This window comes from Leclercia adecarboxylata (assembly GCF_006874705.1).
GTDB classification, from domain to species: Bacteria; Pseudomonadota; Gammaproteobacteria; order Enterobacterales; family Enterobacteriaceae; genus Enterobacter; species Enterobacter adecarboxylatus_C.
On the sequence record NZ_CP035382.1, the window covers coordinates 2,143,590 to 2,170,074 of the forward strand.

Annotated in this window: 22 protein-coding genes; 13 read left to right on the forward strand and 9 right to left on the reverse strand. The window is 57.1% G+C overall.

Going from position 1 to position 26,485, the window contains the following annotated elements; genetic code table 11:
* The first annotated feature begins 98 nt into the window (after positions 1-98).
* Entirely contained in the window at positions 99-515 is a 417-nt protein-coding gene (locus ES815_RS11210) for a secondary thiamine-phosphate synthase enzyme YjbQ (protein WP_142487855.1), read from the forward strand.
* A 2-nt stretch (positions 516-517) separates the two neighbouring features.
* Positions 518-871 carry an MmcQ/YjbR family DNA-binding protein gene (locus ES815_RS11215; RefSeq protein WP_142490045.1) on the forward strand — a complete coding sequence of 118 codons (354 nt, stop codon included), beginning with the start codon at positions 518-520 and terminating at the stop codon, positions 869-871.
* 3 nt (positions 872-874) lie between these two features.
* On the opposite strand, the gene uvrA is transcribed toward ES815_RS11215, so the two are convergent.
* Entirely contained in the window at positions 875-3,697 is a 2,823-nt protein-coding gene (uvrA, locus tag ES815_RS11220) for an excinuclease ABC subunit UvrA (RefSeq protein ID WP_142487856.1), read from the reverse strand.
* 249 nt (positions 3,698-3,946) lie between these two features.
* Here uvrA and ssb1 point away from each other — a divergent pair, with 249 nt between their 5' ends.
* On the forward strand, positions 3,947-4,477 hold the full coding sequence (gene ssb1 / locus ES815_RS11225; RefSeq protein WP_032615999.1) for a single-stranded DNA-binding protein SSB1: 531 nt from the start codon (positions 3,947-3,949) through the stop codon (positions 4,475-4,477).
* A gap of 64 nt (positions 4,478-4,541) precedes the next feature.
* On the opposite strand, the gene ES815_RS11230 is transcribed toward ssb1, so the two are convergent.
* Complete coding sequence (locus tag ES815_RS11230) at positions 4,542-4,823, reverse strand: YjcB family protein (protein WP_106993942.1); 282 nt, start codon at positions 4,821-4,823, stop codon at positions 4,542-4,544.
* A 611-nt stretch (positions 4,824-5,434) separates the two neighbouring features.
* Between ES815_RS11230 and ES815_RS11235 the strand changes: the two genes are divergently transcribed.
* The gene (locus tag ES815_RS11235; RefSeq protein WP_260609696.1) at positions 5,435-6,763 is read left to right on the forward strand and encodes a GGDEF domain-containing protein; all 1,329 of its coding nucleotides are present in this window, start codon (positions 5,435-5,437) and stop codon (positions 6,761-6,763) included.
* A 338-nt stretch (positions 6,764-7,101) separates the two neighbouring features.
* Positions 7,102-8,688 (forward strand): EAL domain-containing protein, encoded by a 1,587-nt coding sequence (locus ES815_RS11240; protein WP_142487858.1) that lies wholly within the window; start codon positions 7,102-7,104, stop codon positions 8,686-8,688.
* Here ES815_RS11240 and soxS read toward each other — a convergent pair.
* Positions 8,685-9,011 (reverse strand): superoxide response transcriptional regulator SoxS, encoded by a 327-nt coding sequence (gene soxS / locus ES815_RS11245; protein ID WP_039031951.1) that lies wholly within the window; start codon positions 9,009-9,011, stop codon positions 8,685-8,687. The genes ES815_RS11240 and soxS overlap by 4 nt on opposite strands.
* 98 nt (positions 9,012-9,109) lie before the next feature.
* Here soxS and soxR point away from each other — a divergent pair, with 98 nt between their 5' ends.
* From soxR to ES815_RS11265, 4 genes are all read left to right on the forward strand, one after another.
* On the forward strand, positions 9,110-9,568 hold the full coding sequence (gene soxR, locus ES815_RS11250) for a redox-sensitive transcriptional activator SoxR (RefSeq protein ID WP_142487859.1): 459 nt from the start codon (positions 9,110-9,112) through the stop codon (positions 9,566-9,568).
* A 275-nt stretch (positions 9,569-9,843) separates the two neighbouring features.
* Entirely contained in the window at positions 9,844-10,515 is a 672-nt protein-coding gene (locus ES815_RS11255; RefSeq protein ID WP_142487860.1) for a glutathione S-transferase family protein, read from the forward strand.
* Positions 10,516-10,813: 298 nt separating this feature from the next.
* Positions 10,814-12,163 (forward strand): guanine/hypoxanthine transporter GhxP, encoded by a 1,350-nt coding sequence (gene ghxP / locus ES815_RS11260; protein WP_142487861.1) that lies wholly within the window; start codon positions 10,814-10,816, stop codon positions 12,161-12,163.
* 151 nt (positions 12,164-12,314) lie between these two features.
* Positions 12,315-13,961, forward strand: coding sequence for a Na+/H+ antiporter (locus ES815_RS11265; RefSeq protein WP_142487862.1), 1,647 nt, complete (start codon positions 12,315-12,317; stop codon positions 13,959-13,961).
* A gap of 78 nt (positions 13,962-14,039) precedes the next feature.
* Here the strand turns inward: ES815_RS11265 and ES815_RS11270 are convergent, their stop codons facing one another.
* A complete protein-coding gene (locus tag ES815_RS11270) occupies positions 14,040-14,927 on the reverse strand; it encodes a LysR family transcriptional regulator (protein WP_142487863.1) in 888 nt (295 codons plus the stop codon).
* A gap of 101 nt (positions 14,928-15,028) precedes the next feature.
* Between ES815_RS11270 and ES815_RS11275 the strand changes: the two genes are divergently transcribed.
* Together ES815_RS11275 and ES815_RS11280 are read left to right on the forward strand one after the other, a co-directional pair.
* Positions 15,029-15,439, forward strand: coding sequence for a CidA/LrgA family protein (locus ES815_RS11275; RefSeq protein ID WP_142487864.1), 411 nt, complete (start codon positions 15,029-15,031; stop codon positions 15,437-15,439).
* The gene (locus ES815_RS11280) at positions 15,432-16,121 is read left to right on the forward strand and encodes an LrgB family protein (protein WP_142487865.1); all 690 of its coding nucleotides are present in this window, start codon (positions 15,432-15,434) and stop codon (positions 16,119-16,121) included. Before ES815_RS11275 ends, ES815_RS11280 begins: the two co-directional genes overlap by 8 nt.
* A gap of 76 nt (positions 16,122-16,197) precedes the next feature.
* Here ES815_RS11280 and ES815_RS11285 read toward each other — a convergent pair whose 3' ends face one another.
* Both ES815_RS11285 and ES815_RS11290 read right to left on the reverse strand, forming a co-directional pair.
* Complete coding sequence (locus ES815_RS11285) at positions 16,198-17,475, reverse strand: ABC transporter substrate-binding protein (protein WP_260609704.1); 1,278 nt, start codon at positions 17,473-17,475, stop codon at positions 16,198-16,200.
* 95 nt (positions 17,476-17,570) lie between these two features.
* Entirely contained in the window at positions 17,571-18,866 is a 1,296-nt protein-coding gene (locus ES815_RS11290; protein WP_142487867.1) for a Gfo/Idh/MocA family protein, read from the reverse strand.
* Between the two features lie 47 nt (positions 18,867-18,913).
* Here ES815_RS11290 and ES815_RS11295 point away from each other — a divergent pair, with 47 nt between their 5' ends.
* Positions 18,914-20,491 carry a hypothetical protein gene (locus ES815_RS11295; RefSeq protein WP_142487868.1) on the forward strand — a complete coding sequence of 526 codons (1,578 nt, stop codon included), beginning with the start codon at positions 18,914-18,916 and terminating at the stop codon, positions 20,489-20,491.
* A gap of 210 nt (positions 20,492-20,701) precedes the next feature.
* Here ES815_RS11295 and actP read toward each other — a convergent pair whose 3' ends face one another.
* The 3 genes from actP to acs all read right to left on the reverse strand — a co-directional run bounded on the left by actP (position 20,702) and on the right by acs (position 24,708).
* On the reverse strand, positions 20,702-22,351 hold the full coding sequence (actP, locus tag ES815_RS11300) for a cation/acetate symporter ActP (RefSeq protein ID WP_142487869.1): 1,650 nt from the start codon (positions 22,349-22,351) through the stop codon (positions 20,702-20,704).
* Positions 22,348-22,662 carry a DUF485 domain-containing protein gene (locus ES815_RS11305; RefSeq protein WP_142487870.1) on the reverse strand — a complete coding sequence of 105 codons (315 nt, stop codon included), beginning with the start codon at positions 22,660-22,662 and terminating at the stop codon, positions 22,348-22,350. Before ES815_RS11305 ends, actP begins: the two co-directional genes overlap by 4 nt.
* A gap of 87 nt (positions 22,663-22,749) precedes the next feature.
* Positions 22,750-24,708, reverse strand: coding sequence for an acetate--CoA ligase (gene acs, locus ES815_RS11310; RefSeq protein WP_142487871.1), 1,959 nt, complete (start codon positions 24,706-24,708; stop codon positions 22,750-22,752).
* A gap of 420 nt (positions 24,709-25,128) precedes the next feature.
* Between acs and gltP the strand changes: the two genes are divergently transcribed.
* Positions 25,129-26,442: a glutamate/aspartate:proton symporter GltP gene (gene gltP / locus ES815_RS11315; protein ID WP_142487872.1), complete on the forward strand. Its 1,314-nt coding sequence runs from the start codon at positions 25,129-25,131 to the stop codon at positions 26,440-26,442.
* The last annotated feature ends 43 nt before the right edge of the window (positions 26,443-26,485 follow it).

Consider the following 26,485-nt stretch of genomic DNA (forward strand, 5'->3'; position numbering starts at 1 on the left):
AAAAGACGCTTTTTTAAGCACATTTTCCCGCTACGGGTTTTACCTTTCGTCGTATTGCTGCACACTTAGAAGGATTATCCTGTAAAACGGAGCAGCACATGTGGTATCAGCAAACCCTGACCCTGCGCGCCAGGTCTCGTGGTTTTCATCTGGTGACGGACGAGGTCCTTGGACAGATCCGCGATCTTCCCCGCATTAACGTCGGTTTACTGCATCTGTTGCTGCAACACACGTCAGCCTCCCTCACCCTCAACGAGAATTGCGATCCCACCGTCCGTTCCGATATGGAGCAGCATTTTCTCAAAACCGTTCCCGACGATGCCCGCTGGGAACATGATGATGAGGGGCCAGACGACATGCCTTCCCATATTAAATCCTCCTTGCTGGGCGTCTCTTTGCTGCTGCCGGTGAATCACGGCCGCGTGCAGCTCGGCACCTGGCAGGGGATCTGGCTGGGAGAACACCGTATCCATGGCGGTTCGCGCAAAATTATCGCTACGCTACAAGGGGAATAATGATGACCATTTCGGAGATACTTCAGTACTGCATGAATAAGCCGGGCGCGGAGCAAAGCGTGCACAGTGACTGGAAGGCCACCCAGATCAAGGTCGCAGACGTGCTGTTTGCGATGGTGAAAGACGTGGAGGGGCGTCCGGCGGCCTCGCTAAAAACCAGCCCGGAACTGGCGGATTTGCTGCGCCAGCAGCACACCGACGTGCGTCCCAGCAAGCACCTGAATAAAGCGCACTGGAGCACGGTCTATCTGGATGGGTCGATACCGGATTCGCAGATTTACTATCTGGTGGATGCCTCGTACAAGCAGGCGGTGGAACTGCTGCCGGAGATGACCCGGCAGCAGCTGTCAGTGTGACGACTACAGAAGCGGTTTAAGGAAGCGGGCCGTGTGCGAGGCTTCGCACTCCGCGACGGTTTCCGGGGTGCCGGAAACCAGGATTTCGCCGCCGCCGCTGCCGCCTTCCGGACCGAGATCGACAATCCAGTCTGCGGTTTTAATCACGTCCAGGTTGTGCTCAATCACCACGATAGTGTTGCCCTGATCGCGCAGCTGGTGCAGCACGTCGAGTAACTGCTGGATATCGGCAAAGTGCAGACCGGTGGTCGGCTCATCCAGAATGTACAGCGTCTGCCCGGTGCCGCGTTTGGAGAGCTCACGCGCCAGCTTCACGCGCTGCGCCTCGCCGCCCGACAGGGTGGTTGCCGACTGGCCCAGACGAATGTAGGTCAGACCGACATCCATCAGGGTCTGGAGCTTACGCGCCAGCGCCGGAACGGCATCAAAGAACTCACGGGCCTCTTCGATGGTCATATCCAGCACTTCGTGGATGGTCTTGCCTTTGTACTTAATCTCCAGCGTTTCGCGGTTATAGCGTTTGCCTTTGCACTGGTCGCACGGCACGTAGATATCCGGCAGGAAGTGCATTTCGACCTTGATCACCCCATCGCCCTGACAGGCTTCACAGCGGCCACCGCGGACGTTAAAGCTGAAACGTCCAGGCGTATAGCCGCGCGAACGCGATTCCGGCACGCCGGCAAAGAGTTCACGTACCGGCGTAAACACGCCGGTATAGGTGGCCGGGTTCGAGCGCGGCGTACGGCCGATCGGGCTCTGGTCGATATCGATCACCTTGTCGAAGTGCTCCAGGCCGTGGATCTCGCGATACGGCGCCGGTTCAGCAAGGGTTGCCCCGTTCAGCTGGGTCTGAGCAATCGGGAACAGGGTGTCGTTAATCAGCGTTGATTTACCGGAACCCGAGACACCCGTGATACAGGTGAACAGGCCGACCGGCAGGGTCAGGGTCACGTCTTTCAGGTTGTTACCGCGCGCCCCGGTGAGCTTCAGCACTTTTTCCGGGTTGGCGGGTACGCGCTGTTTCGGCACTTCAATCTTGCGCTTGCCGCTCATGTACTGGCCGGTCAGGGATTCTGGTACCGCCATAATGGCGTCCAGTGGACCTTCCGCTACCACCTGGCCGCCGTGGACGCCGGCCCCGGGGCCGATGTCGATCACGTGGTCGGCCGCGCGGATCGCGTCTTCATCGTGCTCAACCACAATCACCGTGTTGCCGAGGTTACGCAGATGGATCAGCGTCCCGAGCAGACGCTCGTTGTCGCGCTGGTGCAGGCCGATGGACGGCTCATCCAGCACGTACATTACCCCCACCAGGCCCGCGCCGATCTGGCTCGCCAGACGGATACGCTGGGCTTCACCGCCGGACAGGGTCTCTGCCGAGCGGGAAAGAGTGAGGTAGTTCAGACCGACGTTGACCAGGAACTTGAGGCGATCGCCGATCTCTTTCAGCACTTTCTCAGCGATTTGCGCCCGCTGACCGGAGAGCTTCAGGTTGTTGAAGAAGTCCATCGCATGGCCGATGCTCATGTCTGAGATGGTCGGCAGCGGCGTGTTCTCAACATACACGTGGCGCGCTTCGCGGCGCAGACGGGTACCGTCACAGGTGGCGCAGGAGCGGTTGCTGATGAACTTCGCCAGCTCTTCACGTACCGCGCTGGATTCCGTCTCTTTGTAACGGCGCTCCATGTTGTGCAGCACGCCTTCAAACGGATGACGGCGCACCGAGGTATCGCCGCGATCGTTCATGTATTTAAACTCGATGTTCTCTTTAGCGGAACCGAACAGGATCACTTTGTGCACGGTTGGGCTCAGACTGCCCCACGGCGCTTCGACGTCGAATTTATAGTGTTCAGCCAGCGACTTCAGCATCTGGAAGTAGTAGAAGTTACGCTTATCCCAGCCGCGGATCGCGCCGCCAGCCAGCGACAGTTCCGGGTTCTGGATCACCCGGTCAGGATCGAAATACTGCTGCACGCCCAGGCCATCACAGGTTGGGCAGGCGCCAGCCGGGTTGTTGAACGAGAACAGGCGCGGTTCCAGCTCGCGCATGCTGTAGCCGCACACCGGGCAGGCGAAGTTGGCAGAGAAGAGCAGCTCTTCCGCTTGCGGGTCGTCCATATCGGCCACCACGGCCGTGCCGCCGGAGAGATCCAGCGCGGTTTCGAACGACTCCGCCAGGCGCTGGGTCAGGTCATCACGCACCTTAAAGCGGTCGATCACGACCTCAATGGTGTGTTTCTTTTGCAGCTCCAGCTTCGGTGGATCGGAGAGATCGCACACTTCCCCGTCGATACGGGCGCGGATATAGCCCTGGCTGGCCAGGTTTTCCAGCGTTTTGGTGTGCTCGCCTTTGCGCTCTTTAATGATTGGCGCCAGCAGCATCAGGCGTTTGCCTTCCGGCTGCGCCAGCACGTTATCCACCATCTGGCTGACGGTCTGGGCCGCCAGCGGGACATCGTGGTCCGGGCAGCGCGGCTCGCCCACGCGGGCATACAGCAGACGCAGGTAATCATGGATTTCGGTGATGGTCCCGACGGTGGAACGCGGGTTGTGAGAAGTCGACTTCTGCTCAATGGAGATGGCCGGCGACAACCCTTCGATATGGTCGACGTCCGGTTTTTCCATCAGCGACAGGAACTGGCGCGCATATGCAGAGAGCGATTCAACGTAACGACGCTGCCCTTCGGCATACAGGGTGTCGAAAGCCAGTGAGGATTTGCCTGAGCCTGAAAGCCCGGTCACGACGATCAGTTTGTCGCGAGGGATGACGAGGTTGATATTCTTGAGATTGTGGGTGCGGGCGCCCCGAACTTCTATCTTATCCATTCACCTTTCCCGGTAGGTAGATACACGGAATGCCTGGTTTGTTTGAAGGACAACCGGCAGAAACGATTAATTATGACACAAATTGACCTGGCTGGATATACAGTATTGGAATGCAAATTCTGATTACTTGTGCAACAATGTATCCTTCGTGAGAAGTCTGGAAGATGCTTCCCAACTATCGGAAGACCACGTGGAAATGGTACACTCGCGCGCTTACACTATTCAGACAAGTTTTCAGGAGACACGATCATGGCCAGCAGAGGCGTAAACAAGGTGATTCTCGTCGGTAATCTGGGCCAGGACCCGGAAGTACGCTATATGCCGAGTGGTGGTGCAGTGGCCAACATTACGCTGGCTACTTCCGAATCCTGGCGTGATAAAGCGACCGGTGAGATGAAAGAGCAGACCGAATGGCACCGCGTTGTGCTGTTTGGCAAACTGGCCGAAGTGGCCGGTGAATATCTGCGTAAAGGCTCCCAGGTCTATATCGAAGGCCAGCTGCGTACCCGCAAATGGACCGATCAGTCCGGCGCAGAAAAATACACCACCGAAGTGGTGGTCAACGTTGGCGGCACCATGCAGATGCTGGGTGGCCGTCAGGGCGGTGGCGCACCAGCAGGTGGCGGCCAGCAGCAGCAGGGCGGTTGGGGTCAGCCTCAGCAGCCGCAGGGCGGCAACCAGTTCAGCGGCGGCGCACAGTCCCGTCCGCAGCAGCAGCCGTCTGCACCGGCGCAGTCCAACGAACCGCCAATGGATTTCGACGACGATATCCCGTTCTGATAATCAGAACCTGCGTTTCGTAACAACAAAAAACCCAGACGATGTCTGGGTTTTTTTATATCTACTAGGTGTACATCATTGGCCAGTCTGGTGGCGTATGGCTCATCGCCTCGACCATTACCGCTTTAACGTTGTTCCAGATAACGGCCACATCCAGCAGGGTGATGCCCAGCAGGCCGGTCGCGAACCAGCATGCCGCCGCCAGACCCAGACAGGTGCTGATCACCGCCAGCGCGGTGTAATCCGATTTACGAAATTGAATGTTCAGCGTGCTGGCCAGAAACATCAGCACTGCGCTCAACAACTCCCAGCGTGCAAACACAACACCGGTGGTAATAGCTGCCATAAAACGATCCTCAAAGATAACCGCCGCCGGGTAAAGCGCGACGTTGCCCACACGCTGTGGCAAACTGGCTATCGGCAGGCTCAGACTCACAACAATGAAACGATGTTTCTTGTTACATAAGATATGTGAACTATATCACGTTTGTTCTTTTATTCGCCACTGGGCAAATGCATAAAAATGGCTTTTTATAACCTCTATATTAACGTGGTTATTGCGAGCGAAAATATATATTTAGCCTGCTAACCGGTGTATTTATGACAACTTTACTGATAATTCATCGGGATAAGAAAACATGTACAGCGCGGCAGCTGATGTACAATATTTACAGCCTCAGGGCTATAGATTATGCTTCTTTCCGTTGCTTACTCTGTTCGTAATAAATAAATCAGGCTTGTGCTTTTTGTTGTTTATTATTCTTTGTCCTTTTATTTTTACACACGCATCCCAGTAAGAGAGTCGCATTAATGTATGCTGACTGAATATCACTTTATTCCTGATTAATTCGTTGCGGTATTTCTGTCTCGTTAATGAGCTGCGAATAAACAATGACGCAAGTAAATCGAGAGAATATTAAAGACAGTACCCGAGCCCTGCACGCATTAGCTAAATTAATGCCAAAATTATCGTCCCACGCCACCTTAACGGATCTGCTGGAGACGATTAATCATACCTTTGGTGCCCAGCTTAGCTGGGTGATGATGCAGGATGATACGGGCCAGCCGCAGTTTGTCAGTGCCGGGGAATTAACCTGCCATCCGCTGGAAATTAATGCATTTCTTGCCAGCCTGTTATTGCAACGCCATCGCCGTCCGTGGCAGGTCATCGGCTGGAAAGAGAATATGGGTGCGTTGATATTTCCTCCAGGGCATCCGGGACATCGCCAGTTACAGTGCGGGGTGCTGTGTCAAATGGCCCCGCATCAGCACGGTTACTTCTTCCTGGGGTTTACGCAACCGCAAAGCACTATCACCGTGCTGAAAGAGGTGGTGATTATCCTGGTAGAAAAGCTAAAGGATTTTGTCACCGGGCTTGTCGCGCGTGAACGCACGGCAAAAGAGATGCAGCGGATGATCGCCCAGTACAAAACGCTGTTTGAACGGGCGCCGGTGCTGATGAACTCTTTCGACAGGCATAGCCGCTGCGTATTGTGGAATGCCGAATGCGAAAAGGTGTTTGGCTGGTCGATGGCGGAGATTAACGCCCATGCCGAGCCGCTGGCGCTGTTTTATCCTGACCCGGAGATGCGACGCCGGGTGCACGAGTCGGTGAACAGCTCCCCGTTGAACGATATGTATGAATGGCACCCGGTACGCCGGGACGGTACGCAGCTGACGGTCCTGTGGTCGAATATCGCCCTGCCGGACGGCTCGATCCTCAATATCGGGCTCGATATCACCGCCCGTAAAAAAGCGGAGCGGCAGCTGGAGATGAAGGCCATGACCGACGATCTGACGCGCTGTTTAAATCGCTTTGCCATCCTGCAGCGGATTGCCGCTGCCCTGGAGGCCAGCCGGCGGCAGGAGGCCGATAGCCATTTCTCGGTCCTGATGTTTGACCTGGATTTCTTTAAACAGATTAATGACCAGTGGGGCCACCTGGTGGGGGATGCCGCGCTGGTGCACTTCTGCGACTGCCTGCGGGCGCTGATCCCGCCCGGTTCGGCGCTGGGCCGGGTCGGTGGAGAGGAGTTTTTACTGCTGCTGCCGAAGAGCCGCAGCGACGCGGCGGTGCAGCTCTCCACCCGGCTTCGCAAGGCGCTGTCCGTGACGCCGCTTAACGTTGGCAGCCGGACGCTGATCCTCTCCTTTAGCGCGGGGGTGGTGGAGGTAAGCGGTGAACAGCACGATACCTCCTCGCTACTCATTAGCGCAGATAAGGCACTTTATGATGCCAAACGCGCGGGAAGAGGAAAAACAATCGTCGCGGTTGATTATTTATAAATCACTTTAATCATTATCATGGGATAAATAGCACAAAATTTCATGATGAAGTTGCGCTTTTTTGACGCTGTCGGTAGTTTGACTTAATCGACGACATTCTGTTGAGTTATCCGGGAGCCTGGCTTTCGCCACCGGTAATTATTTTACTTAATAAACAGGAAACGAATACTTTCAGTTTGGCTTACGGACAAATATTATCGGCATAACCAAATATTAGGTTATTGGTGTTAAAAGTCAGTTGCTAACTTCGCATGATTCATGCAACGTAATCACCTGTTTAGCAAAGCATCCGGCCTTCATGATTACAGGCACATAAAAAGCAGGGATATAGGGCGGAAATGAATCGTAGCGCACGGGACAAGGTGCTGAGGATAGTCGGGGTTATCATGGTAGTTTTGCTACCTGTGATGCTTGCGCTATGGTTTGCCCAGCAACGCGCGGTCAACGAAACAAGTAGTCAGCTTCGATCCTTTGCTCAACTCGCTTTAGACAAAACTGAACTGGTCATTCAGCAGGTGGATCTGGCCCGGCAAGCGGCTGAACAGTATTCGGGTGATATTTGCACGCCGGCACATCGGCAAAATATGTTAAATATCGTCCGGGGCCGGCTTTACATTGCCGACCTGCTCTATGCTGAAGGGCGTGAATTCCTCTGCTCAACGACGAGCACCCCCGATAATCCCTATATTATTTCCGCCGCCAATTACCAACGCCAGCCTGACGTCTCTATCTATTATTACCGCGACACCCCATTTTATGCGGGATATAAGATGACTTATATGCAATTAGGTCATTATGTGGTGGTGGTTAATCCGCTAACCTATAGCGAAGTGATGTCTTCGGATCGTTCTCTGGCATGGGGTGTATTTGATACGATAACCAATGCCTTTTTCTCCGTCAGCGAACAGGCCAATCAGAATGAATTAAAAACGCTGATTAGCGATAACGATCTGGCGTTCCAGAATGAAGGCCGCTTTTATACTATTGTTCGCTCGGACAAGCGCCCGATTGCCGCTATTGTTTCAACGACTAACCAGCGCTTTTATGAAGTGCTCTATCATCAGGCGACATTAACCCTGCCGCTGGGGATGATCAGCAGCATTATTATTTTACTGATGTGGTCGAGAACACGACGCGAATTTAACTCCCCGGGTCGCTTATTGCATCGGGCATTAAATAAAAGACAGCTTTGTCTGCACTACCAGCCGATTATCGATATTAAAACCAACCTTTGTGTCGGGGCAGAGGCACTGTTGCGATGGCCTGGGTTTAACGGTCCGGTGATGAGCCCGGTAGAGTTTATCCCGCTGGCAGAAAAAGAGGGCATGAGCGAGCGCATTACCGACTACGTGGTGGAAGAAGTCTTCAGCGATCTGGGTCCTTTCCTGGCCTGCAACCCACATATCTATATCTCCATTAACCTGTCGGCCACGGACTTTCACTCTTCACGCCTGATTGCGATGATCTCCGATAAAGCCCGCCACTACAACGTCCGGGCCCAGCAAATCAAAATCGAAGTGACCGAGCGCGGGTTTATCGACGTGCCGAAAACGACGCCGGTGATTCAGGCGTTTCGACAGGCAGGATATGAAGTGGCGATCGATGATTTTGGTACCGGCTATTCCAACCTGCACAACCTCTACTCGCTGAACGTGGATATCCTGAAAATCGATAAATCTTTTATTGATACGCTGACCACTAACAGCACCAGCCATCTGATCGTCGAGCACATTATCGAAATGGCCCAAAGCCTGCGCTTAAAAACCATCGCGGAAGGGGTGGAAACGGCGGAACAGGTCACGTGGTTAAACAAGCGCGGCGTGCAGTATTGTCAGGGCTGGCACTTTGCAAAGGCAATGTCGCCGCAGGATTTCATGACCTGGCAGCAACAGCCTGTCGCGGCAACACTCGCCCACAGCCATTAATTCAGCTGATGACGATAGTCGCTGGGGGTACGATCAAACTCGCGGCGGAATACGCGGGAAAACGTCTGCTGGGAGACATAACCCAAATCCATGGCGATATCAAAAATAGGGCGCTGGGTGGTGCGTAACGCCTGGGCGGCCAGCAATAATCTGCGTTGACGAATGTACTCGCCGAGCGTCTGGTGCATAACGGCGCGGAACATCCTCTGTAAGTACCACTTCGAATAACCCGACTTTTTAGCCACCACATCGATACTCAAGGGTTGATCGATATGGTCATCCATCCATTCAATAAGTGTCTGAATAATTTGTTGATGCGACATAGAGCAGCCTCTTTCTGGTTACACCTGTATCGGTTAATTCGTCGTTTTGTCTGCGGGCGAGTATAATTCCTCAAGTTAACTTGAGGTAAAGAGGTTTTATGGAAAAGAAATTACCGCGGATAAAACCGCTGCTCACCCCGGGCGAGGTGGCCCGGCGCAGCGGCGTGGCGGTGTCAGCGCTGCATTTCTATGAAAGCAAAGGGTTAATTAAGAGCATCCGCAACACCGGCAACCAGCGCCGTTATACCCGCGACGTGCTGCGCTACGTGGCGATCATTAAGATTGCCCAACGTATCGGCATCCCGCTGGCCACCATTGGCGAGGCGTTCGGTATCCTGCCGGAGGGGCATACCCTGAGTGCGAAAGAGTGGAAAGCGCTCTCCTCCCAGTGGCGCGACGAACTGGATCGGCGCATCCACACCCTGGAAGCGCTGCGCGATGAGCTTGACGGCTGCATTGGCTGCGGATGCCTGTCGCGCAGCGACTGTCCGCTGCGTAACCCTGGCGATAAGCTGGGCGAGCAGGGCACCGGCGCGCGGCTGTTGGAAGAGGATTAGCCCGACGCATAAAAAACTAAAGCGCCACAACAGGGCGCTTTAGTTTATTCCCGGTCTTTGTCTTTCTCTCTATCCCGCTGGTTCACAGGAGGGTTTCCCCCGACATCAACACCCCTCAGTCGAGCATGCTTTGGAGGTTCCGGTTTGTGCTGACAATTTAAGTCTAGGCCGGGGGCCCGGGTTTGCCAGCGTCACTGAGCAAAAACTCGGCGAAATTTTTTCGCCAGGTTGTGCAATTTTCTATAGTTAGTGGATAAGCCCAACTGGAGATGACCATGATTAAGGTCCACCACCTCAACCAGTCCCGATCCCAGCGCGTGCTCTGGGCGCTGGAAGAGCTCTCGCTGCCCTATCAGATTGAGCGCTATCAGCGCGATAAAACCATGATGGCACCCGCCGCGTTGCGCAAAGTCCACCCGCTGGGTAAATCTCCGGTGCTGGAAGATAACGGTCTGATCCTGGCGGAGTCGGGCGCTATTCTTGAATACCTGCAGGAGACCTACGATCCCGGGTCGCAGCTTAAGCCGCAGGATCGCGAGCTGAAACTGCACTACCGATTCTGGCTGCACTACGCGGAAGGCTCCCTGATGCCGCTGCTGCTGATGAAGCTGGTCTTCTCCAGCCTCGGTAAACCGCCGATCCCGTTTGGCCTGCGCTCGCTGGGCAAAGTGCTGGGGCAGGGAGTACAGAAAGCGTATCTCAACCGCCAGCTGGAAACCCACGCCCGTTTTCTGGAATCCTGGCTTAAGGATCACCGCTGGTTTGCCGGGGATCGCCTCAGCATGGCGGATGTCCAAATGAGCTTTCCGGTATTTGCCCTGCTGGAACGTGGCGGTATCACGGATCTCCCTCACCTGCAGACGTGGAAGAAAAATGTCGAAATGCGTCCCGCCTGGCAGCGTGCGATCCAGCAGGGCGGTCCGTTCGAAATCCCTGGCGAGTCCTGAAAATGTTATCAAATTGCGCATTCACGATAACGTTTGCGCATACTCTGTCTACTTCTTCACCACTGCGTAGGGAAATTAGCGAAAAACGGCAAAGTTAAGTTGAAAACGCCCATCTTCAGGACGGATAATCGTTTGCCTTTAATTCAACACCCGTTTTGTCAGCGCGAAGCTAAACGTTTGCTTTTTTTATGACGCCCCTTTTTGTCATAAACGCAGCACAGGGATATGACGTTTCGCTGGTCGTGGAGTGTCCATCACGCTGACCGACGACGATTATCATTTTCAGGGGATGTTTTCTATGTCTACGCCATCTGCGCGTACCGGCGGTTCACTCGACGCCATGTTCAAAATTTCTGCTCGCGGCAGCACCGTGCGTCAGGAGATCGTTGCCGGTCTGACGACCTTCCTGGCCATGGTCTATTCCGTGATCGTGGTGCCGGGTATGCTGGGCAAAGCCGGTTTCCCACCGGCGGCGGTCTTTGTCGCCACCTGTCTGGTGGCCGGTGTCGGCTCCATCGTGATGGGGTTGTGGGCCAACCTGCCGCTGGCGATCGGTTGCGCTATCTCCCTGACTGCCTTTACCGCATTCAGCTTGGTGCTGGGCCAGCAGATCAGCGTCCCGGTTGCGCTGGGCGCCGTGTTCCTGATGGGTGTGCTGTTTACCATCATCTCCGCTACCGGCATCCGTAGCTGGATCCTCCGCAACCTGCCGCAGGGCGTTGCGCACGGCACCGGGATTGGTATCGGCCTGTTCCTGCTGCTGATTGCCGCCAACGGCGTTGGCCTTGTGATCAAGAACCCGCTGGACGGTCTGCCGGTTGCGCTGGGTAATTTCGCCAGCTTCCCGGTGATCATGTCCCTGATTGGCCTGGCGGTGATCATCGGTCTGGAAAAACTGAAAGTGCCGGGCGGCATTCTGCTGACCATCATTGGCGTCTCTGTTGTGGGCCTGATTTTCGATCCCGCGGTGCACTTCTCCGGCGTGTTCGCCATGCCATCCCTGAGCGATGAAAACAGCAACTCCCTGATCGGCAGTCTGGATATCATGGGCGCGCTGAACCCGGTTGTGCTGCCAAGCGTGCTGGCGCTGGTGATGACTGCGGTCTTCGACGCCACCGGCACCATCCGCGCGGTGGCGGGCCAGGCGAACCTGCTGGATAAAGACGGTCAGATTATCGATGGCGGCAAAGCGCTGACCACCGACTCCCTGAGCAGCGTCTTCTCCGGTCTGGTGGGTGCAGCCCCGGCGGCGGTGTATATCGAATCTGCAGCGGGTACGGCGGCAGGTGGTAAAACCGGTCTGACGGCGATTACCATCGGCGTGCTGTTCCTGCTGATCCTGTTCCTCGCTCCGCTGTCGTATCTGGTTCCGGCGTATGCGACCGCGCCTGCGCTGATGTACGTTGGTCTGCTGATGCTGAGCAACGTGGCGAAAATTGATTTTGCCGACTTCGTTGACGCGATGGCCGGTCTGATCACCGCGGTGTTCATCGTGCTGACCTGTAACATCGTGACCGGCATCATGATCGGTTTCGCATCGCTGGTGATCGGCCGCATCGTCTCCGGCGAATGGCGTAAGCTGAACATCGGTACGGTGGTGATTGCCGTGGCGCTGGTGGCCTTCTACGCGGGCGGCTGGGCTATCTAAGCCGTCAACTGCGTAAAAAGACGGGTGGCTCAGGCCGCCCGTTTTTATTTTCGGAACACATCTTGTTGCCTTATGCGTTACTCTGGGGGAGATACACTGTGGCAAGATGCCAGTGATGTAAACGTACAGAAATCTCGCAAACAGGGAACGCATGGAAATCTTTTTCACAATACTCATCATGACCCTTTTGGTCTCCCTCTCCGGGGTAGTTACCCGCGTACTGCCCTTCCAGTTACCGCTGCCGCTGATGCAGATCGCCATCGGTGCTCTGCTGGCGTGGCCGACGTTCGGATTGCATGTCGAGTTTGATCCCGAACTGTTTCTGGTGCTGTTTATTCCGCCCCTGCTGTTTGCCGACGGCTGGAAAACCCCAACCCGTGAGTTTCTCGAACACGGGCGCGAGATCTTAGGTCTGGCGCTGGCGCTGGTGGTGGTCACCGTGGTGGGGATTGGTTTTCTCATCTACTGGGTGGTGCCGGGGATCCCGCTGATACCGGCCTTTGCGCTGGCGGCGGTACTGTCGCCCACCGATGCCGTGGCGCTGTCCGGGATCGTTGGCGAAGGACGCATCCCTAAAAAAATCATGGGCATCCTGCAGGGCGAGGCGCTGATGAACGACGCCTCCGGCCTGGTGGCGCTGAAGTTTGCCGTCGCCGTGGCGATGGGCACCATGGTCTTCACCATCGGCGGGGCGTCCGTTGAATTCTTTAAAGTGGCCATTGGCGGCATTCTGGCGGGGTTTGTGGTGAGCTGGCTGTACGGTCGTTCGCTGCGCTTCCTCAGCCGCTGGGGCGGCGACGAGCCCGCCACGCAGATCGTGCTGCTGTTCCTGCTGCCATTCGCCTCTTACCTGATTGCGGAACACATCGGCGTATCGGGCATTCTGGCGGCGGTAGCGGCCGGGATGACCATCACCCGCGCCGGGGTTATGCGCCGCGCGCCGCTGGCGATGCGCCTGCGCGCCAACAGCACCTGGTCGATGCTGGAGTTTGTCTTTAACGGCATGGTGTTCCTGCTGTTGGGCCTCCAGCTGCCGGGTATCCTTGAGTCCTCGCTGGTGGCGGCCGAGGCCGATCCGAATGTCGAAACCTGGATGCTGTTTACCGACATCGTGCTGATTTACGCCGCGCTGATGCTGGTGCGTTTTGGCTGGCTGTGGACGATGAAAAACTTCAGCATGCGTTTCCTGAAAAAGAAACCGATGGAGTTTGGCTCCTGGACCACCCGTGAGCTGCTGATTTCCACCTTCGCCGGGGTGCGTGGGGCCATCACCCTTGCCGGTGTACTCTCCATTCCGCTGCTGCTGCCGACCGGCGACGTCTTCCCGGCCCGCTACGAGCTGGTGTTCCTCGCCGCAGGGGTGATTCTGTTCTCACTGTTTGTTGGCGTGGTGATGCTGCCGATCCTGCTGCAACACATGGAGGTGGGCGATCACGTTCAGCAGCATAAAGAGGCGCGTATCGCCCGGGCGGCAACGGCGGAGGTAGCCATTGTCGCCATCCAGAAGATGGAGGAACGTCTGGCCGCGGATACCGAAGAGAACATCGATAACCAGCTGCTGAAAGAGGTGAGTTCGCGAGTAATTGGTAACCTGCGCCGCCGTGCGGATGGCCGCAACGACGTGGAAAGCTCGCTGATGGAAGAGAACCTCGAGCGCCGCTTCCGCCTTGCCGCGCTGCGTTCTGAACGCGCGGAGCTGTATCACCTGCGCGCCACCCGGGAGATCAGCAACGAGACGCTGCAAAAGCTGCTGCACGATCTCGATTTGATGGAAGCGTTGTTGATTGAGAAGCAGTAGCCGTTGATTGCCCGGTGGCGCTACGCTTACCGGGCCTGTTAAACCCTGGGCCGGGTAAGGCGAAGCCGCCACCCGGCGTTATTCCACCGAAGTCCAAAATCCTTCACAGCATTTCAGCCACGCCTGGGCGCTGTTCGACAAATACACCCCTTCCCGCCAGATCATCCCCAGCTGCCAGTGCAGATCGCTCTGCAGCGGGATCCAGCGCAGGGTGTTTTTATCCAGCCGCTCGCAGATGGGCTGCGGCAGTATCGCAATTCCCACCCCCGCCTGCACCATCGCCGCCAGAAAGTCCCACTGCCCGCTGCGCACCGCGATGCGCGGCTTAACGCCGTGCTGGCTGAAGAGCTGCATCAGCTGGCGGCTGAGGGCAAAATCTTCGTTGTAGATCAGTAACGGGTGCTCGGCCAGCAGCGCCGGATTAATAGCCTTAAGCGTCAGCCAGCTGCCGGAGCGCGGCACCAGCACGCACAGCGGATGGCTGAACAGCGGCAGGGCCGTCAGGCCGCTGTCTTCCTCTACCGGCAGGGCGGTCATCGCCAGATCCAGCTCGCCGTTGATTACCGCCTGCTGGACGGTTAAACCGCCAAATTCAGAAATTTTCAGCTCCACGCCGGGATAGCGCTGGCGAAACAGGCCGATGGGCCCGGCCATCATCATCCCCACCATTGGGGGAATACCGAGGCGCAGTATCCCCTTGTTGAGGTGGTTGATGTCGCCCAGCTCGGCCTCCAGCTGGCGAAACTCCGCGAGGATCGCCAGCCCGCGCTCAAACACCACCCGGCCGGTGTCGGTTAACAGCAGCTTGCGTCCGTCGCGGATCAGCAGAGTACAGTTCAGTTCATCTTCGAGGTTCTTCAGCATCTTGCTGATGGTGGGTTGGGTGACAAAAAGCTTCTCCGCGGCGCGGGTGAAACTCTGCTGGCGTACCACTTCGACAAAGTAACGCAGCGTGCGTATGTCCATGACTATTCCTCGAAACTATACCTTTGATGATTTTAATTCATTTCAGTCAATTACGGGCGCTGACTATACTGGCGCTCCATCTCATTTTGAGGAAATCCCCCATGACCGTGGCGTTAGGTCGCGTTACGCCTGCCGTCGTGCAACGACTCCAGGTACCGGTTCAGGTACTGCTTTATGCGGGTCTTTTTGTCTTCGCTGAATACCTTGTTGGCTGGCTGCATCTGCCCCTGCCGGCCAATCTGGTCGGCATGGTGCTGATGTTCAGCCTGATCCTCTGTCGCGTTATTCCCCTGAACTGGGTGCGGGCGGGCTCGCGCTGGCTGCTGGCGGAAATGCTGCTCTTTTTTGTGCCGGCGGTGGTGGCGGTGGTCAATTACGTCCAGCTGCTGATGGTGGACGGCTGGCGTATCTTTGCGGTGATCGCCCTGAGCACGCTAATGGTGCTGGGTGCCACCGCGTGGGTGGTGGATAAAGTCTATCGCTATGAAATCAGCAGGCAGAAACATGACTAACTTTCAGGTCAGCGTCCTCTGCCTGGTGGTGACGCTGGTTATCTATTTTGCCAACAAACGTCTCTACCGCCGCTTTCGTAAACTGCCCCTGATGCCGCTGGTCTTCACCCCGATTCTGCTGGTGATGATGCTGGTGTGGGGCCATATCTCCTGGCAGAACTATATCGGTGAAGCGCACTGGCTGCTGTGGCTGCTCGGCCCGGCGACCATCGCCTTTGCGGTGCCGGTGTATGACAACCTCGCGGTGATCAAACGCCACTGGATGTCGCTCTCCGCCGGGGTGATCACCGCCACGGTGGTAGCCGTCACCAGCTCGGTCTGGCTGGCGCGGCTGTTTACCCTGTCGGATGAGATCCAGCGCAGCCTCGCGGTGCGCTCCGTCACCACGCCTTTTGCCCTGGCCGCGGCAAAACCGCTCGGCGGGCAGCCGGATCTGGTGGCGCTGTTCGTAGTGGTCACCGGGGTGTTTGGCATGGCGGTAGGGGATATGCTGTTTTTGCGGCTCTCGATCCGCGAAGGGATGGCGAAAGGGGCCGGCTTTGGCGCGGCCTCCCACGGTGCCGGCACCGCCCGCTCCTATGAGCTGGGCCAGCAGGAGGGCGTGGTCGCCAGCCTGGTGATGATGCTCTCCGGGGTGGTGATGGTGCTGGTGGCCCCGCTGGTGGGCTGGTTGATGTTCTGAGTTTTGCCCGGCGGCGCTGCGCTTGCACGGGCCTACGGTTCTGTAGGCCGGGTAAGCGTAGCGCCACCCGGCAATGCTAACGGTTCACACGCCGTACAATACGCTCCACCTGCTGGCGGAAATCCGCCGCGACCTGAGCGGGCGTTTGCCCCTGCTCCAGCTTTTCCCGCGCCGAGGTAAACCTGTCGATTACCTGCAAGTCCTCAATATAGGGCGTGGCGACAACCGTGGTGTGCAGCGCCTGCGCCTGGCGCAGCCCGGCAATTACCGGATCCTGCGGGTTAATTACCCCTTTCTCCATAAGCTGCGCCTCCGCCGCCTTGTTGAGCGGAATGCCGCGCTCCAGCCCCAGGGCTTCAACCGACTGCGGATCGTTGAGCAGGTAGTTGACCAGGATCGCCGCCTCTTTTGGATGCTTCGTTGATTTCGCCACCGACAGCATCTGCGCCGTTTTGAAGTACACACCCGATTCTTCCGTCCCGGGCTGCATTACATAGTCGCCCAGCACCAGCTTTGCCGGCGGCGTCATGTTGTTGGCAAACATGCGGATGGTGATGTTCCAGGTGAACAGGCCGCCCCATTCGCCGTTGATCCACGGCTTCATCTCATAGAGATTGCCTTTGCCGTAGGAGGAGAGGGTCTTTGGCGACGGGAGAACATGGTCGTCGCTCAGGCGCTTCACAAAGCTGAAGGCCTCCTCCCACTGGGCGTCGTTCCAGGCGAAGGTACCATCGCTGTTGAACATTGGTTTGTGATGGGTCTGCATCATCCAGGCATTGAGTAGCAGGATGACGTCCTGATCGACCATCGCGTAGGGGTAGTAGCTGTTGCCGAGCTTCTGCTGGAACACTTTCCCGGCGGCAAAAAAGTCATCCCAGGTTTTCGGGTACGCCAGCCCGGCTTTCTGCCAGGTTACGTCGTTGTAGTAAAAGACCGGGGCATTGACCGAGATCGGCAGGCCGTTGAGCTTGCCTTTGATGGTGGTGGATTGCAGATCCTGGGCCTGGTACTGGCTTAAATCCAGCTCCGCTTTCAGCTTGTCGAGATCGTAATAACCTTCGCCGTTTTTGGAAAAGATGATGAGCCACGGCCAGTTGGTCTGCATCACATCCGGCTCGGTGCCGCTCGCCATCTGGGTGGTCAGGCGCGAAAGATGCCCGTCCCAGCCGGTGTATTCGGGCTTCACCTTAATATCCGGATGTGCTTTTTCAAAGGCGTCGAGCGCCTTCAGCGTGGCCTGGTGGCGGCTGTTGCCACCCCACCACGACATACGTAATTCAACGGGTTGCGCCCATGTAGAGGTACAGGAAAATAACAGCGATGCGATGACACCTGACAGGAGTTTATTCATTATTTATCTCCGGATTTTTTATTATTAAACAGGTGAGTAACGGCACAATACTGACCAGTGGCTCCGGCGCGGTCTCCTGCCGCGCCTTCACCATGCCTTTAGCGTTTCGTCAGACGGGAAACCAGCTCAAACTCCTTAAAGTTGACCGGACGCTGCTGCTGCATGGAGATGTTGCCCGCAATCCCGGTGAGGATCGACATCGCCCCGGCACGGTGGTCCGCCGCACGCTGCAGCGGGTCGTGGCCCGGCGTACCAAACAGGTCGGCCAGCATGGCGTTGTCGCCGCCGCCGTGGCCCCCTTCGCCGAGGCTGAACGTTGCTTTCCAGGATTCGGCAAACAGCGGGAAGACGGCGAGATCGCACTGCTCGAGGCTGCCCTCGTTTTCGCGCTCGCCCCCGGCGTTAACGTAGGACTTCTCGACGATCTTCATCTCTAGCCGGCCTTCGGTGCCGTTAAAGACCACGTTCAGCCCTTCCCACGGCAGGTAGGCGTTGAGGGAGTAAGTGAGCTGGACCTGGTTCTGATACTTCACCAGCACCGACATCGTGTCTTCGATGGTGATGCCGTCGCTGAACACGCTCTGGTCGCGGAAGTAGTTATCTTCGTGTTCGGCGTCGAGATAGAGCGCTTTAAGCTGGGCGTTCTCCGCCATCTGCAGGGCAAAGGGATCCGCTTTCGCCTCGGCGAAGCCGTGGGCGCGGGGGTAGAAGTGCGTCACGCCGCGCTTCTCCGCGTTCTCCCTGCCGTAGAACTGCAGGCTGCCTTCGGCGTAAACCCGCTCCGGGTAGCTGTCCAGCCAGAAGTTCATCAGGTCAAAATGGTGGGTGGATTTATGCACCAGTAGGCCGCCGCTGTTGCGTTTTTCCCGGTGCCAGCGGCGGAAGTAGTCTGCGCCATGTTCGGTGTTGAGCAGCCATTCGAAGTGCACCGAAGTGACCTTGCCAATCGTCCCCTGCATCAGCAGCTCGCGCACCTTGCTGTGGTGCGGGGCGTAGCGGTAGTTGAAGGCCACCCGCACGCTGCGACCGGTCTCTTCGATAGCGTCGAGAATGCGCAGGGCGCGCTGTTCATCGATGGTCATCGGCTTTTCGGTGATCACATCGCAGCCGGCGTGCAGGGCGCGAACGATGTAGTCGTCATGGGTACGATCCATGGTGGTGACGATAACTACATCAGGGCGCGTCTCGCGGATCATCTCCTCAAACTGCGTCGCCTGCCAGGTGGAAACCGGGGCCGCGCCTTCGTTTTTTAAGAGCTGATTGGCGTAGTGCATGCGCGTGGTATTGGTATCGCAGAACGCGACCATTCTGGCATTTTCCCGCCAGGCCCCCCCGATGGCGGAAATATATAAACCGGCACGCCCACCGGTCCCGACCAGAGCATATTTTTTCATGGCATCCTCAGCTAAAGTAGCAAAATAAATATCAGCAAGGTGACGCAATGAAACGTATTCCACATCAGCTGATGGAGCTGAACAGCACTTTTATCTGGCACTGGCCCTGGTTTATTCAGGGAGTAAAAAGCGCGAAGGAGCACGGTTTCACTGGGATCATCCTGCACCAACAGGAACTGCTTTCGGTACTTGCGACGCCCTCGCCGTTAAGCCAGAAGCTCAACGTCGAGAACCTTATTCATCAGCAACATTACGCCCTGCAATATTTAATCCGCGTCGATCGCTATCTGGCGGAAAATAATCTGTCGTTCTGGCTTCAGGGTGAAGCCGCGCCCAATGACGACATTATTAAGCGTAAATTTCCGGAACTGACGTTCGACGAAAAAAGCGCGCCGGATTTCTGGCACCATTTTTATGCCGCGATATTGCATCCGCTATTACACGCCTTGCCCCATCTCAGCGGGCTTATTCTCAGCCTGACGACGCCGGACTTTCAGACCGCCCGCTGGCAGCAAAGCCTGCATGATGTCTGGAGCCTGCTGCGCGCCCGGGGCAAAAAGCTCATCCTGCGCGACTTTATTGATAACAGCTGGCCGCGCCAGCAGCTCGCTAACATTCTGGCGACGCTCCCGGACGACGTGCGCGCCTCGGTAAAAGCCACCGAGCTGGATTACCACCCCGGCTTTGCCAACCATCCGCACATCGCCACCCTGCCGGGGCATAAAAAGTGGATCGAGTACGACCTCTTTGGCACCGGCTACGGCTGGACCGCGCTGCCGTGCTATCTGGCCGATGAGATCAGCGGCCGCTTAAGCTGGGCGCTCAGCGTCGCCGAAAACGAAATTGAAGCTATTACCTCCCGCGTGAGCTGGCAGTGGCTACCCGACAGCCGGGTGATGGACTCCGCCAACGCCATCAATCTATTCGGTCTTACCGCCGCCAACCAGGCCGCCGACGCAGCGCTGCCCGCCACCTTCGATCGCTGGGCGGAACATCATCAGCTCGGCTTTCGCTCCCTGCAGGACAAGCATCAGCTCTCGGCCATCGTGCATGCCAGCTACGACTGGCTGTGTAAAACACCGAACCTCCTCGGTCGACGGCTGCACTATCAGAGCCAGATCCCGGAGAGCATCGCTCAGGCGCAACAGCTGCTGCATATGGACACCCGCAGCGCCAACTGGCTGCACGCCTGGCAACCGCTGATGCCCACCGACGATCCCGAGCTTGGCAAAGAGCAGCGGGAGCGGATGGCGCTGGAGAAAGAGGCCGCCTGCTTCCTCGCATCCCGCACGCTGCAAAACCTGCGTGAGCTGATGCCGCGTATTACCTGCCCGGACGACACGCTGGCGATCCTGCTGGCTGCCTGGCGCAGCGCGGAGATCTACAGCCAGATGTTCTCCCACGTGGCTGCCGCCGTGACCGACGTGCTCTGGCTCGACCATTACGGCGCGAACAGCCTGCCTGCTGATACCCTGCAGAAGCATCAGCAGCGGCTGCTTCACTACGCCGACACCCTGGATCGCTGGCTGGTGGACCCGCCCGCCAGCGGCCCGCTATTCCTGCCGCTACTGCTGAGCCCGGCGCGGCTGGAGCGCTTTGCCAGAAGCCTGAGCGAGTCGCTGTGACTAAAGCATAAAAACTGGAAGGGGGATTGTCTGTACGGGGGGCAGAGGGAAAGCCGGGGATTGGCGTGAAATCGGGAAAAGTGTGATGGCCTTTGCGGATCGCAGATAAAGCCTGTGATGCGCATCGGCTTTTTCTGTTTTGGTGACGTGATAAACGTCACCTGAAGGGGAAAAAAATGTGATCCCCGACCAGCGGCCGGGGAGGGGATTTTAGTGCGCGCGGCCCTGTTCAACACCCAGGCCGGTTTGGGAACGGATAAACTGGGCGCGGAACTTCTCACGCTCCAGGTTCCCTTCCGCCGAGTTATCCGTGGCGGAGAAGAACCAGATCCCAATGAACGCCACGGCGATGGAGAACAGCGCCGGGTATTCGTACGGGAAGATGGCTTTTTCGTGGCCGAGGATCTGCACCCAGATGGTTGGGCCGAGGATCATCAGGATCACCGCGGTGAGCAGGCCCAGCCAGCCGCCAATCATCGCCCCACGGGTGGTCAGTTTTGACCAGTACATGGAGAGCAGAATGATCGGGAAGTTACAGCTTGCGGCAATCGAGAAGGCCAGCCCCACCATAAAGGCGATGTTCTGGTTCTCGAACAGAATACCCAGCAGGATCGCCACCACGCCCAGCACCAGCACGGTAATTTTGGAGACTTTCAGCTCCTCGCGCTCGGAGGCGCCTTTACGCCAGACGTTGGCATAGAGGTCATGGGAGACCGCAGAGGCTCCGGCCAGCGTCAGGCCTGCGACCACCGCCAGGATAGTGGCGAAGGCCACGGCAGAGATAAAGCCGAGGAACAGGTTGCCACCCACCGCGTCAGCCAGATGCACCGCCGCCATGTTGTTGCCGCCAATCAGCGCGCCCGCCGCGTCTTTAAACGCCGGGTTTGCGCCTACCAGCATGATGGCGCCGAAGCCGATAATAAAGGTCAGGATGTAGAAGTAACCCATAAAGCCGGTGGCGTAGAGCACGCTCTTACGCGCTTCGCGCGCATCTGACACCGTGAAGAAACGCATCAGGATATGCGGCAGACCGGCGGTACCAAACATCAGGCCCAGGCCTAACGACAGCGCCGAGATCGGATCTTTCACCAGCCCGCCCGGGCTCATGATCGCTTCCCCTTTCGGGTGGACCGCCATCGCTTCGCTGAACAGGTTGTTGAAGCTGAAACCGACGTGCTTCATTACCATAAAGGCCATAAAGCTGGCACCGAACAGCAGCAGTACGGCTTTGATGATCTGCACCCAGGTGGTGGCAAGCATGCCGCCAAACAGGACATACATCACCATCAGCACGCCCACCAGCACCACCGCGATATGGTAGTTCAGGCCGAACAGCAGCTGGATGAGTTTACCGGCACCCACCATCTGGGCGATCAGGTACAGGGCCACCACCACCAGCGAGCCGCAGGCGGAGAGGGTACGGATCGGCCCCTGCTTCAGGCGATAGGAGGCCACGTCGGCAAAGGTATAGCGTCCGAGGTTACGCAGACGTTCGGCGATCAGGAACAGAATAATCGGCCAGCCGACGAGGAAGCCAAGGGAGTAGATCAGCCCGTCGTAGCCGGAGGTGTACACCAGCGCGGAGATCCCGAGGAAGGAGGCCGCCGACATAAAGTCGCCCGCGATCGCCAGGCCGTTCTGGAAACCGGTGATGTTGCCGCCTGCGGTGTAGTAATCATTACGGGAGCGCACGCGTTTCGAGGCCCAGTAGGTGATATACAGCGTCAGCACGACGAAGATCAGGAACATCACGATCGCCTGCCAGTTGGTTGGCTGGCGTTCAACTGCGCCGGTAATGGCATCGGCGGCATTTGCCGCAAAGGGGAGGGTGGCGGCGAGCGCCGTCAGAACTCTCTTCATGATGCTTTTACCTCACGCAGAACGGCTTTATTCAGACGGTCGAACTCACCGTTAGCACGAATGACGTACACGGCGGTCAGCACAAACGAAATGACGATCACCCCGATCCCAATAGGGATACCGCGGGTGACGCTGGTCCCGGCGTGCAGCGGTGTGCCCAGCCAGTGTGGGGCAAAAGCAATCAGCAGAATAAAGCCGACATAAATGATTAACATGATGATAGATAAAGTGAAGGCAAACCGTTGCCGCTTATCGACGAGCTCCCTGTAGTGCGCACTATTCTCTATCTGCTGACAAATATTATCATTCATCACAGAGTCTCCAGACGTATTGTAGGGGGAGGGGTTGTTTTTATTCCCTCTCCCTTTAAGGGAGAGGGTTAGGGTGAGGGTGTGGCGTTACGATGGCATGGCGATGGCCTGCTTCTCTTCGAGCAGTTTGTCCACCACGCCAGGATCGGCGAGCGTTGAGGTATCGCCTAAGTTGCTGGTATCCCCCGCGGCAATCTTGCGCAGAATACGGCGCATGATCTTGCCGGAGCGGGTTTTCGGCAGCGAGTCGGTCCAGTGCAGCACATCCGGGGTGGCAAGCGGGCCGATCTCTTTCCGCACCCAGTTGCGTACCTCGGTATACAGCTCCGGCGACGGCTCTTCGCCATGGTTCAGGGTGACGTAGGCGTAGATCGCCTGGCCCTTGATGCTGTGCGGAATACCGACCACCGCCGCTTCGGCGATTTTCGGATGCGACACCAGCGCTGATTCAATCTCGGCGGTCCCCAGTCGATGCCCGGAGACGTTCAGCACGTCGTCCACGCGGCCGGTGATCCAGTAGTAACCATCTTCATCACGACGCGCGCCGTCGCCGCTGAAGTACATGTTTTTGAAGGTGGAGAAGTAGGTCTGCTCGAAGCGGTCGTGATCGCCAAACAGGGTACGCGCCTGACCCGGCCAGGAGTCGACGATTACCAGGTTGCCCTCGGTGGCCCCTTCCAGCGGGTTGCCTTCGTTATCCACCAGCGCAGGCTGGACGCCGAAGAACGGACGGGTGGCAGAGCCGGCTTTCAGCTGGGTAGCGCCCGGCAGCGGGGTGATCATGAACCCGCCGGTTTCGGTCTGCCACCAGGTGTCGACCACCGGGCACTTCTCGTTACCGATCTTCTTCCAGTACCATTCCCAGGCTTCCGGGTTGATCGGCTCGCCCACGGATCCGAGGATGCGCAGGGAGGAGCGGTCGGTCCCTTCAATCGCCTTGTCGCCTTCGGCCATCAGGGCGCGGATGGCGGTAGGGGCGGTGTAGAGAATATTGACCTGATGTTTGTCCACCACCTGGCTCATACGCGCCGGGGTCGGCCAGTTAGGTACGCCTTCGAACATCAGGGTGGTGGCGCCGCAGGCCAGCGGGCCGTACAGCAGGTAGCTGTGACCGGTGACCCAGCCCACGTCGGCGGTGCACCAGTAGATATCGCCCTGATGATAATCAAAGACATATTTGAAGGTTGTGGCCGCATAGACCAGATAGCCGCCGGTGGTGTGCAGCACGCCCTTTGGCTTGCCGGTGGAGCCGGAGGTATAAAGGATAAACAGCGGATCTTCCGCGTTCATCGCTTCCGGCTGATGCTGGTCGCTGGCCTGCTCAATCAGGTCGCTCCACCACAGGTCGCGGCCCTCATGCCATTCAATGGCATTGCCGGTGCGCTTCAGCACAATCACGCTGTTGACGCTGTTCACATTCGGGTTTTTCAGCGCGTCGTCGACGTTCTTTTTCAGCGGAACGGCACGACCAGCACGCACGCCTTCGTCGGCGGTGATCACCAGCTTTGAGCTGGAGTCGATGATGCGTCCGGCCACCGCTTCCGGCGAAAAGCCGCCGAAGATAACGGAGTGCACGGCCCCGATGCGGGCGCAGGCCAGCATCGCCACGGCCGCTTCCGGCACCATCGGCATATAGATAGCCACGACGTCGCCTTTTTTGATGCCCTGGGCCAGCAGCACGTTGGCAAAGCGGCAGACATCGCGGTGCAGTTCGCGGTAGGTGATATTTTTGCTCTGGGTCGCGTCGTCGCCCTCCCAGATGATTGCCGTCTGGTCGCCGCGATCGGCGAGGTGACGATCCAGGCAGTTGGCGGCGAGGTTCAGCGTGCCGTCTTCATACCATTTAATAGAGACGTTGCCGGGGGCAAAAGAGGTATTCTTGACCGTCTGATACGGGGTCATCCAGTCAAGGATTTTGCCCTGCTCGCCCCAGAAGGCGTCAGGGTCAGTAATAGACAGCTGGTACTTCTCCTGGTACTGCTCCGGGTTAATCAGGCAGCGGTCCGCAATATTTGCGGGAATGTCGTGTTTATGGACCTGGCTCATGGTTTTTGTTCTCCTTGTAGAATGTTAATAATATGTCGCAAAAACGTTAATTGTAGGGGCTTTGCCAGCTTTGTTTACTATTTGGGCGACAGATCACGCAAAAATTAGAGAGTATAAAAAATGAGCAAATGACACTTTGAAAAAAAATAATTGCCTGAAATGATTATTTGCATTACTGCATAAAAAAGCGTTTTTATAACAAAAGGTTATTTATCATGACTAATACAAATTAGCGTGATAACGCCTTTTGTCAGTCAAATGCCTCGTTCTTAAAGGCTTGCGTAGCATGCCGTGCAAATGGTACTGATACCGCGCGTTAAAAAACCCCATAAATGAACGCAACACAATTCATACCCTTTCAGTATGTGTCGTCCCCATCGTTTTACGAGTACGAACACTTCATTGAGGAAGTTTCTTGTCATGAAAAATTTGAAAGTCAGCCTGGCCTGGCAAATTTTGCTGGCCCTTGTGCTGGGTATCTTGCTGGGTAGTTATCTGCATTATCACAGTGACAGCCGCGAATGGCTGATCGCGAATTTACTGTCGCCTGCCGGTGATATCTTTATCCATCTGATCAAAATGATTGTGGTGCCGATTGTCATCTCGACGCTGGTGGTAGGGATTGCCGGGGTGGGTGACGCGAAGCAGCTGGGCCGCATCGGTGCAAAAACCATCCTTTATTTCGAAGTGATCACTACGGTGGCGATCGTTCTCGGCATCACGCTGGCGAATGTGTTCCAGCCTGGCGCGGGCATTGATATGTCGCAGCTGGCGACGGTGGATATTTCGAAATACCAAAGCACGACCGCGGATGTGCAAAGCCATTCTCATGGCCTGATGGGGACCATCCTCTCGCTGGTGCCGACCAATATCGTGGCGTCGATGGCGAAGGGCGAAATGCTGCCGATCATCTTCTTCTCGGTGCTGTTTGGTCTGGGCCTGGCGTCACTGCCGTCCACTCACCGCCAGCCGCTGGTGACCGTGTTCCGCTCCATCTCTGAAACCATGTTCAAAGTGACCCACATGGTGATGCGCTATGCGCCGGTAGGGGTGTTCGCGCTGATCTCGGTGACGGTAGCGAACTTCGGTTTTGCCTCCCTGTGGCCGCTGGCGAAGCTGGTGCTGCTGGTGCACTTCGCGATCCTGTTCTTCGCTCTGGTGGTGCTGGGGCTGGTGGCGCGGATGTGTGGCCTGAGCATCTGGATCCTGATCCGCATCCTGAAAGACGAGCTGATTCTGGCGTACTCCACCGCCAGCTCCGAGAGCGTGCTGCCGCGTATTATTGAGAAGATGGAAGCCTATGGGGCGCCTGCATCGATCACCAGCTTCGTGGTGCCGACCGGTTACTCGTTCAACCTCGACGGCTCTACGCTGTACCAGAGCATCGCCGCGATCTTTATTGCCCAGCTCTACGGTATCGACCTTTCCCTGTGGCAGGAGATCGTGCTGGTGCTGACCCTGATGGTGACCTCAAAAGGGATTGCCGGCGTGCCGGGCGTCTCCTTTGTGGTGCTGCTGGCGACCCTGGGTAGCGTGGGTATTCCGCTGGAAGGGCTGGCGTTTATCGCCGGTGTTGACCGTATTCTCGACATGGCGCGTACCGCGCTGAACGTGGTCGGTAATGCGCTGGCGGTACTGGTGATTGCCAAGTGGGAACATCAGTTCGACCGTAAGAAAGCCCTGGCGTATGAACGCGATGTGCTGGGTCGTTTTGATAAAACCGCTGACCAGTAAAGTACATTGCCCGGCCTACGGTCCTGTAGGCCGGGCAAGCGAA

Bases quoted from the DNA above. Each gene is read 5' to 3' on its own strand.
- ES815_RS11210 (WP_142487855.1), top strand. From the start codon at position 99: ATGTGGTATCAGCAAACCCTGACCCTGCGCGCCAGGTCTCGTGGTTTT.
- ES815_RS11215 (WP_142490045.1), top strand. From the start codon at position 518: ATGACCATTTCGGAGATACTTCAGTACTGCATGAATAAGCCGGGCGCG.
- uvrA (WP_142487856.1), bottom strand. From the start codon at position 3,697: ATGGATAAGATAGAAGTTCGGGGCGCCCGCACCCACAATCTCAAGAAT.
- ssb1 (WP_032615999.1), top strand. From the start codon at position 3,947: ATGGCCAGCAGAGGCGTAAACAAGGTGATTCTCGTCGGTAATCTGGGC.
- ES815_RS11230 (WP_106993942.1), bottom strand. From the start codon at position 4,823: ATGGCAGCTATTACCACCGGTGTTGTGTTTGCACGCTGGGAGTTGTTG.
- ES815_RS11235 (WP_260609696.1), top strand. From the start codon at position 5,435: ATGCCAAAATTATCGTCCCACGCCACCTTAACGGATCTGCTGGAGACG.
- ES815_RS11240 (WP_142487858.1), top strand. From the start codon at position 7,102: ATGAATCGTAGCGCACGGGACAAGGTGCTGAGGATAGTCGGGGTTATC.
- soxS (WP_039031951.1), bottom strand. From the start codon at position 9,011: ATGTCGCATCAACAAATTATTCAGACACTTATTGAATGGATGGATGAC.
- soxR (WP_142487859.1), top strand. From the start codon at position 9,110: ATGGAAAAGAAATTACCGCGGATAAAACCGCTGCTCACCCCGGGCGAG.
- ES815_RS11255 (WP_142487860.1), top strand. From the start codon at position 9,844: ATGATTAAGGTCCACCACCTCAACCAGTCCCGATCCCAGCGCGTGCTC.
- ghxP (WP_142487861.1), top strand. From the start codon at position 10,814: ATGTCTACGCCATCTGCGCGTACCGGCGGTTCACTCGACGCCATGTTC.
- ES815_RS11265 (WP_142487862.1), top strand. From the start codon at position 12,315: ATGGAAATCTTTTTCACAATACTCATCATGACCCTTTTGGTCTCCCTC.
- ES815_RS11270 (WP_142487863.1), bottom strand. From the start codon at position 14,927: ATGGACATACGCACGCTGCGTTACTTTGTCGAAGTGGTACGCCAGCAG.
- ES815_RS11275 (WP_142487864.1), top strand. From the start codon at position 15,029: ATGACCGTGGCGTTAGGTCGCGTTACGCCTGCCGTCGTGCAACGACTC.
- ES815_RS11280 (WP_142487865.1), top strand. From the start codon at position 15,432: ATGACTAACTTTCAGGTCAGCGTCCTCTGCCTGGTGGTGACGCTGGTT.
- ES815_RS11290 (WP_142487867.1), bottom strand. From the start codon at position 18,866: ATGAAAAAATATGCTCTGGTCGGGACCGGTGGGCGTGCCGGTTTATAT.
- ES815_RS11295 (WP_142487868.1), top strand. From the start codon at position 18,914: ATGAAACGTATTCCACATCAGCTGATGGAGCTGAACAGCACTTTTATC.
- actP (WP_142487869.1), bottom strand. From the start codon at position 22,351: ATGAAGAGAGTTCTGACGGCGCTCGCCGCCACCCTCCCCTTTGCGGCA.
- ES815_RS11305 (WP_142487870.1), bottom strand. From the start codon at position 22,662: ATGAATGATAATATTTGTCAGCAGATAGAGAATAGTGCGCACTACAGG.
- acs (WP_142487871.1), bottom strand. From the start codon at position 24,708: ATGAGCCAGGTCCATAAACACGACATTCCCGCAAATATTGCGGACCGC.
- gltP (WP_142487872.1), top strand. From the start codon at position 25,129: ATGAAAAATTTGAAAGTCAGCCTGGCCTGGCAAATTTTGCTGGCCCTT.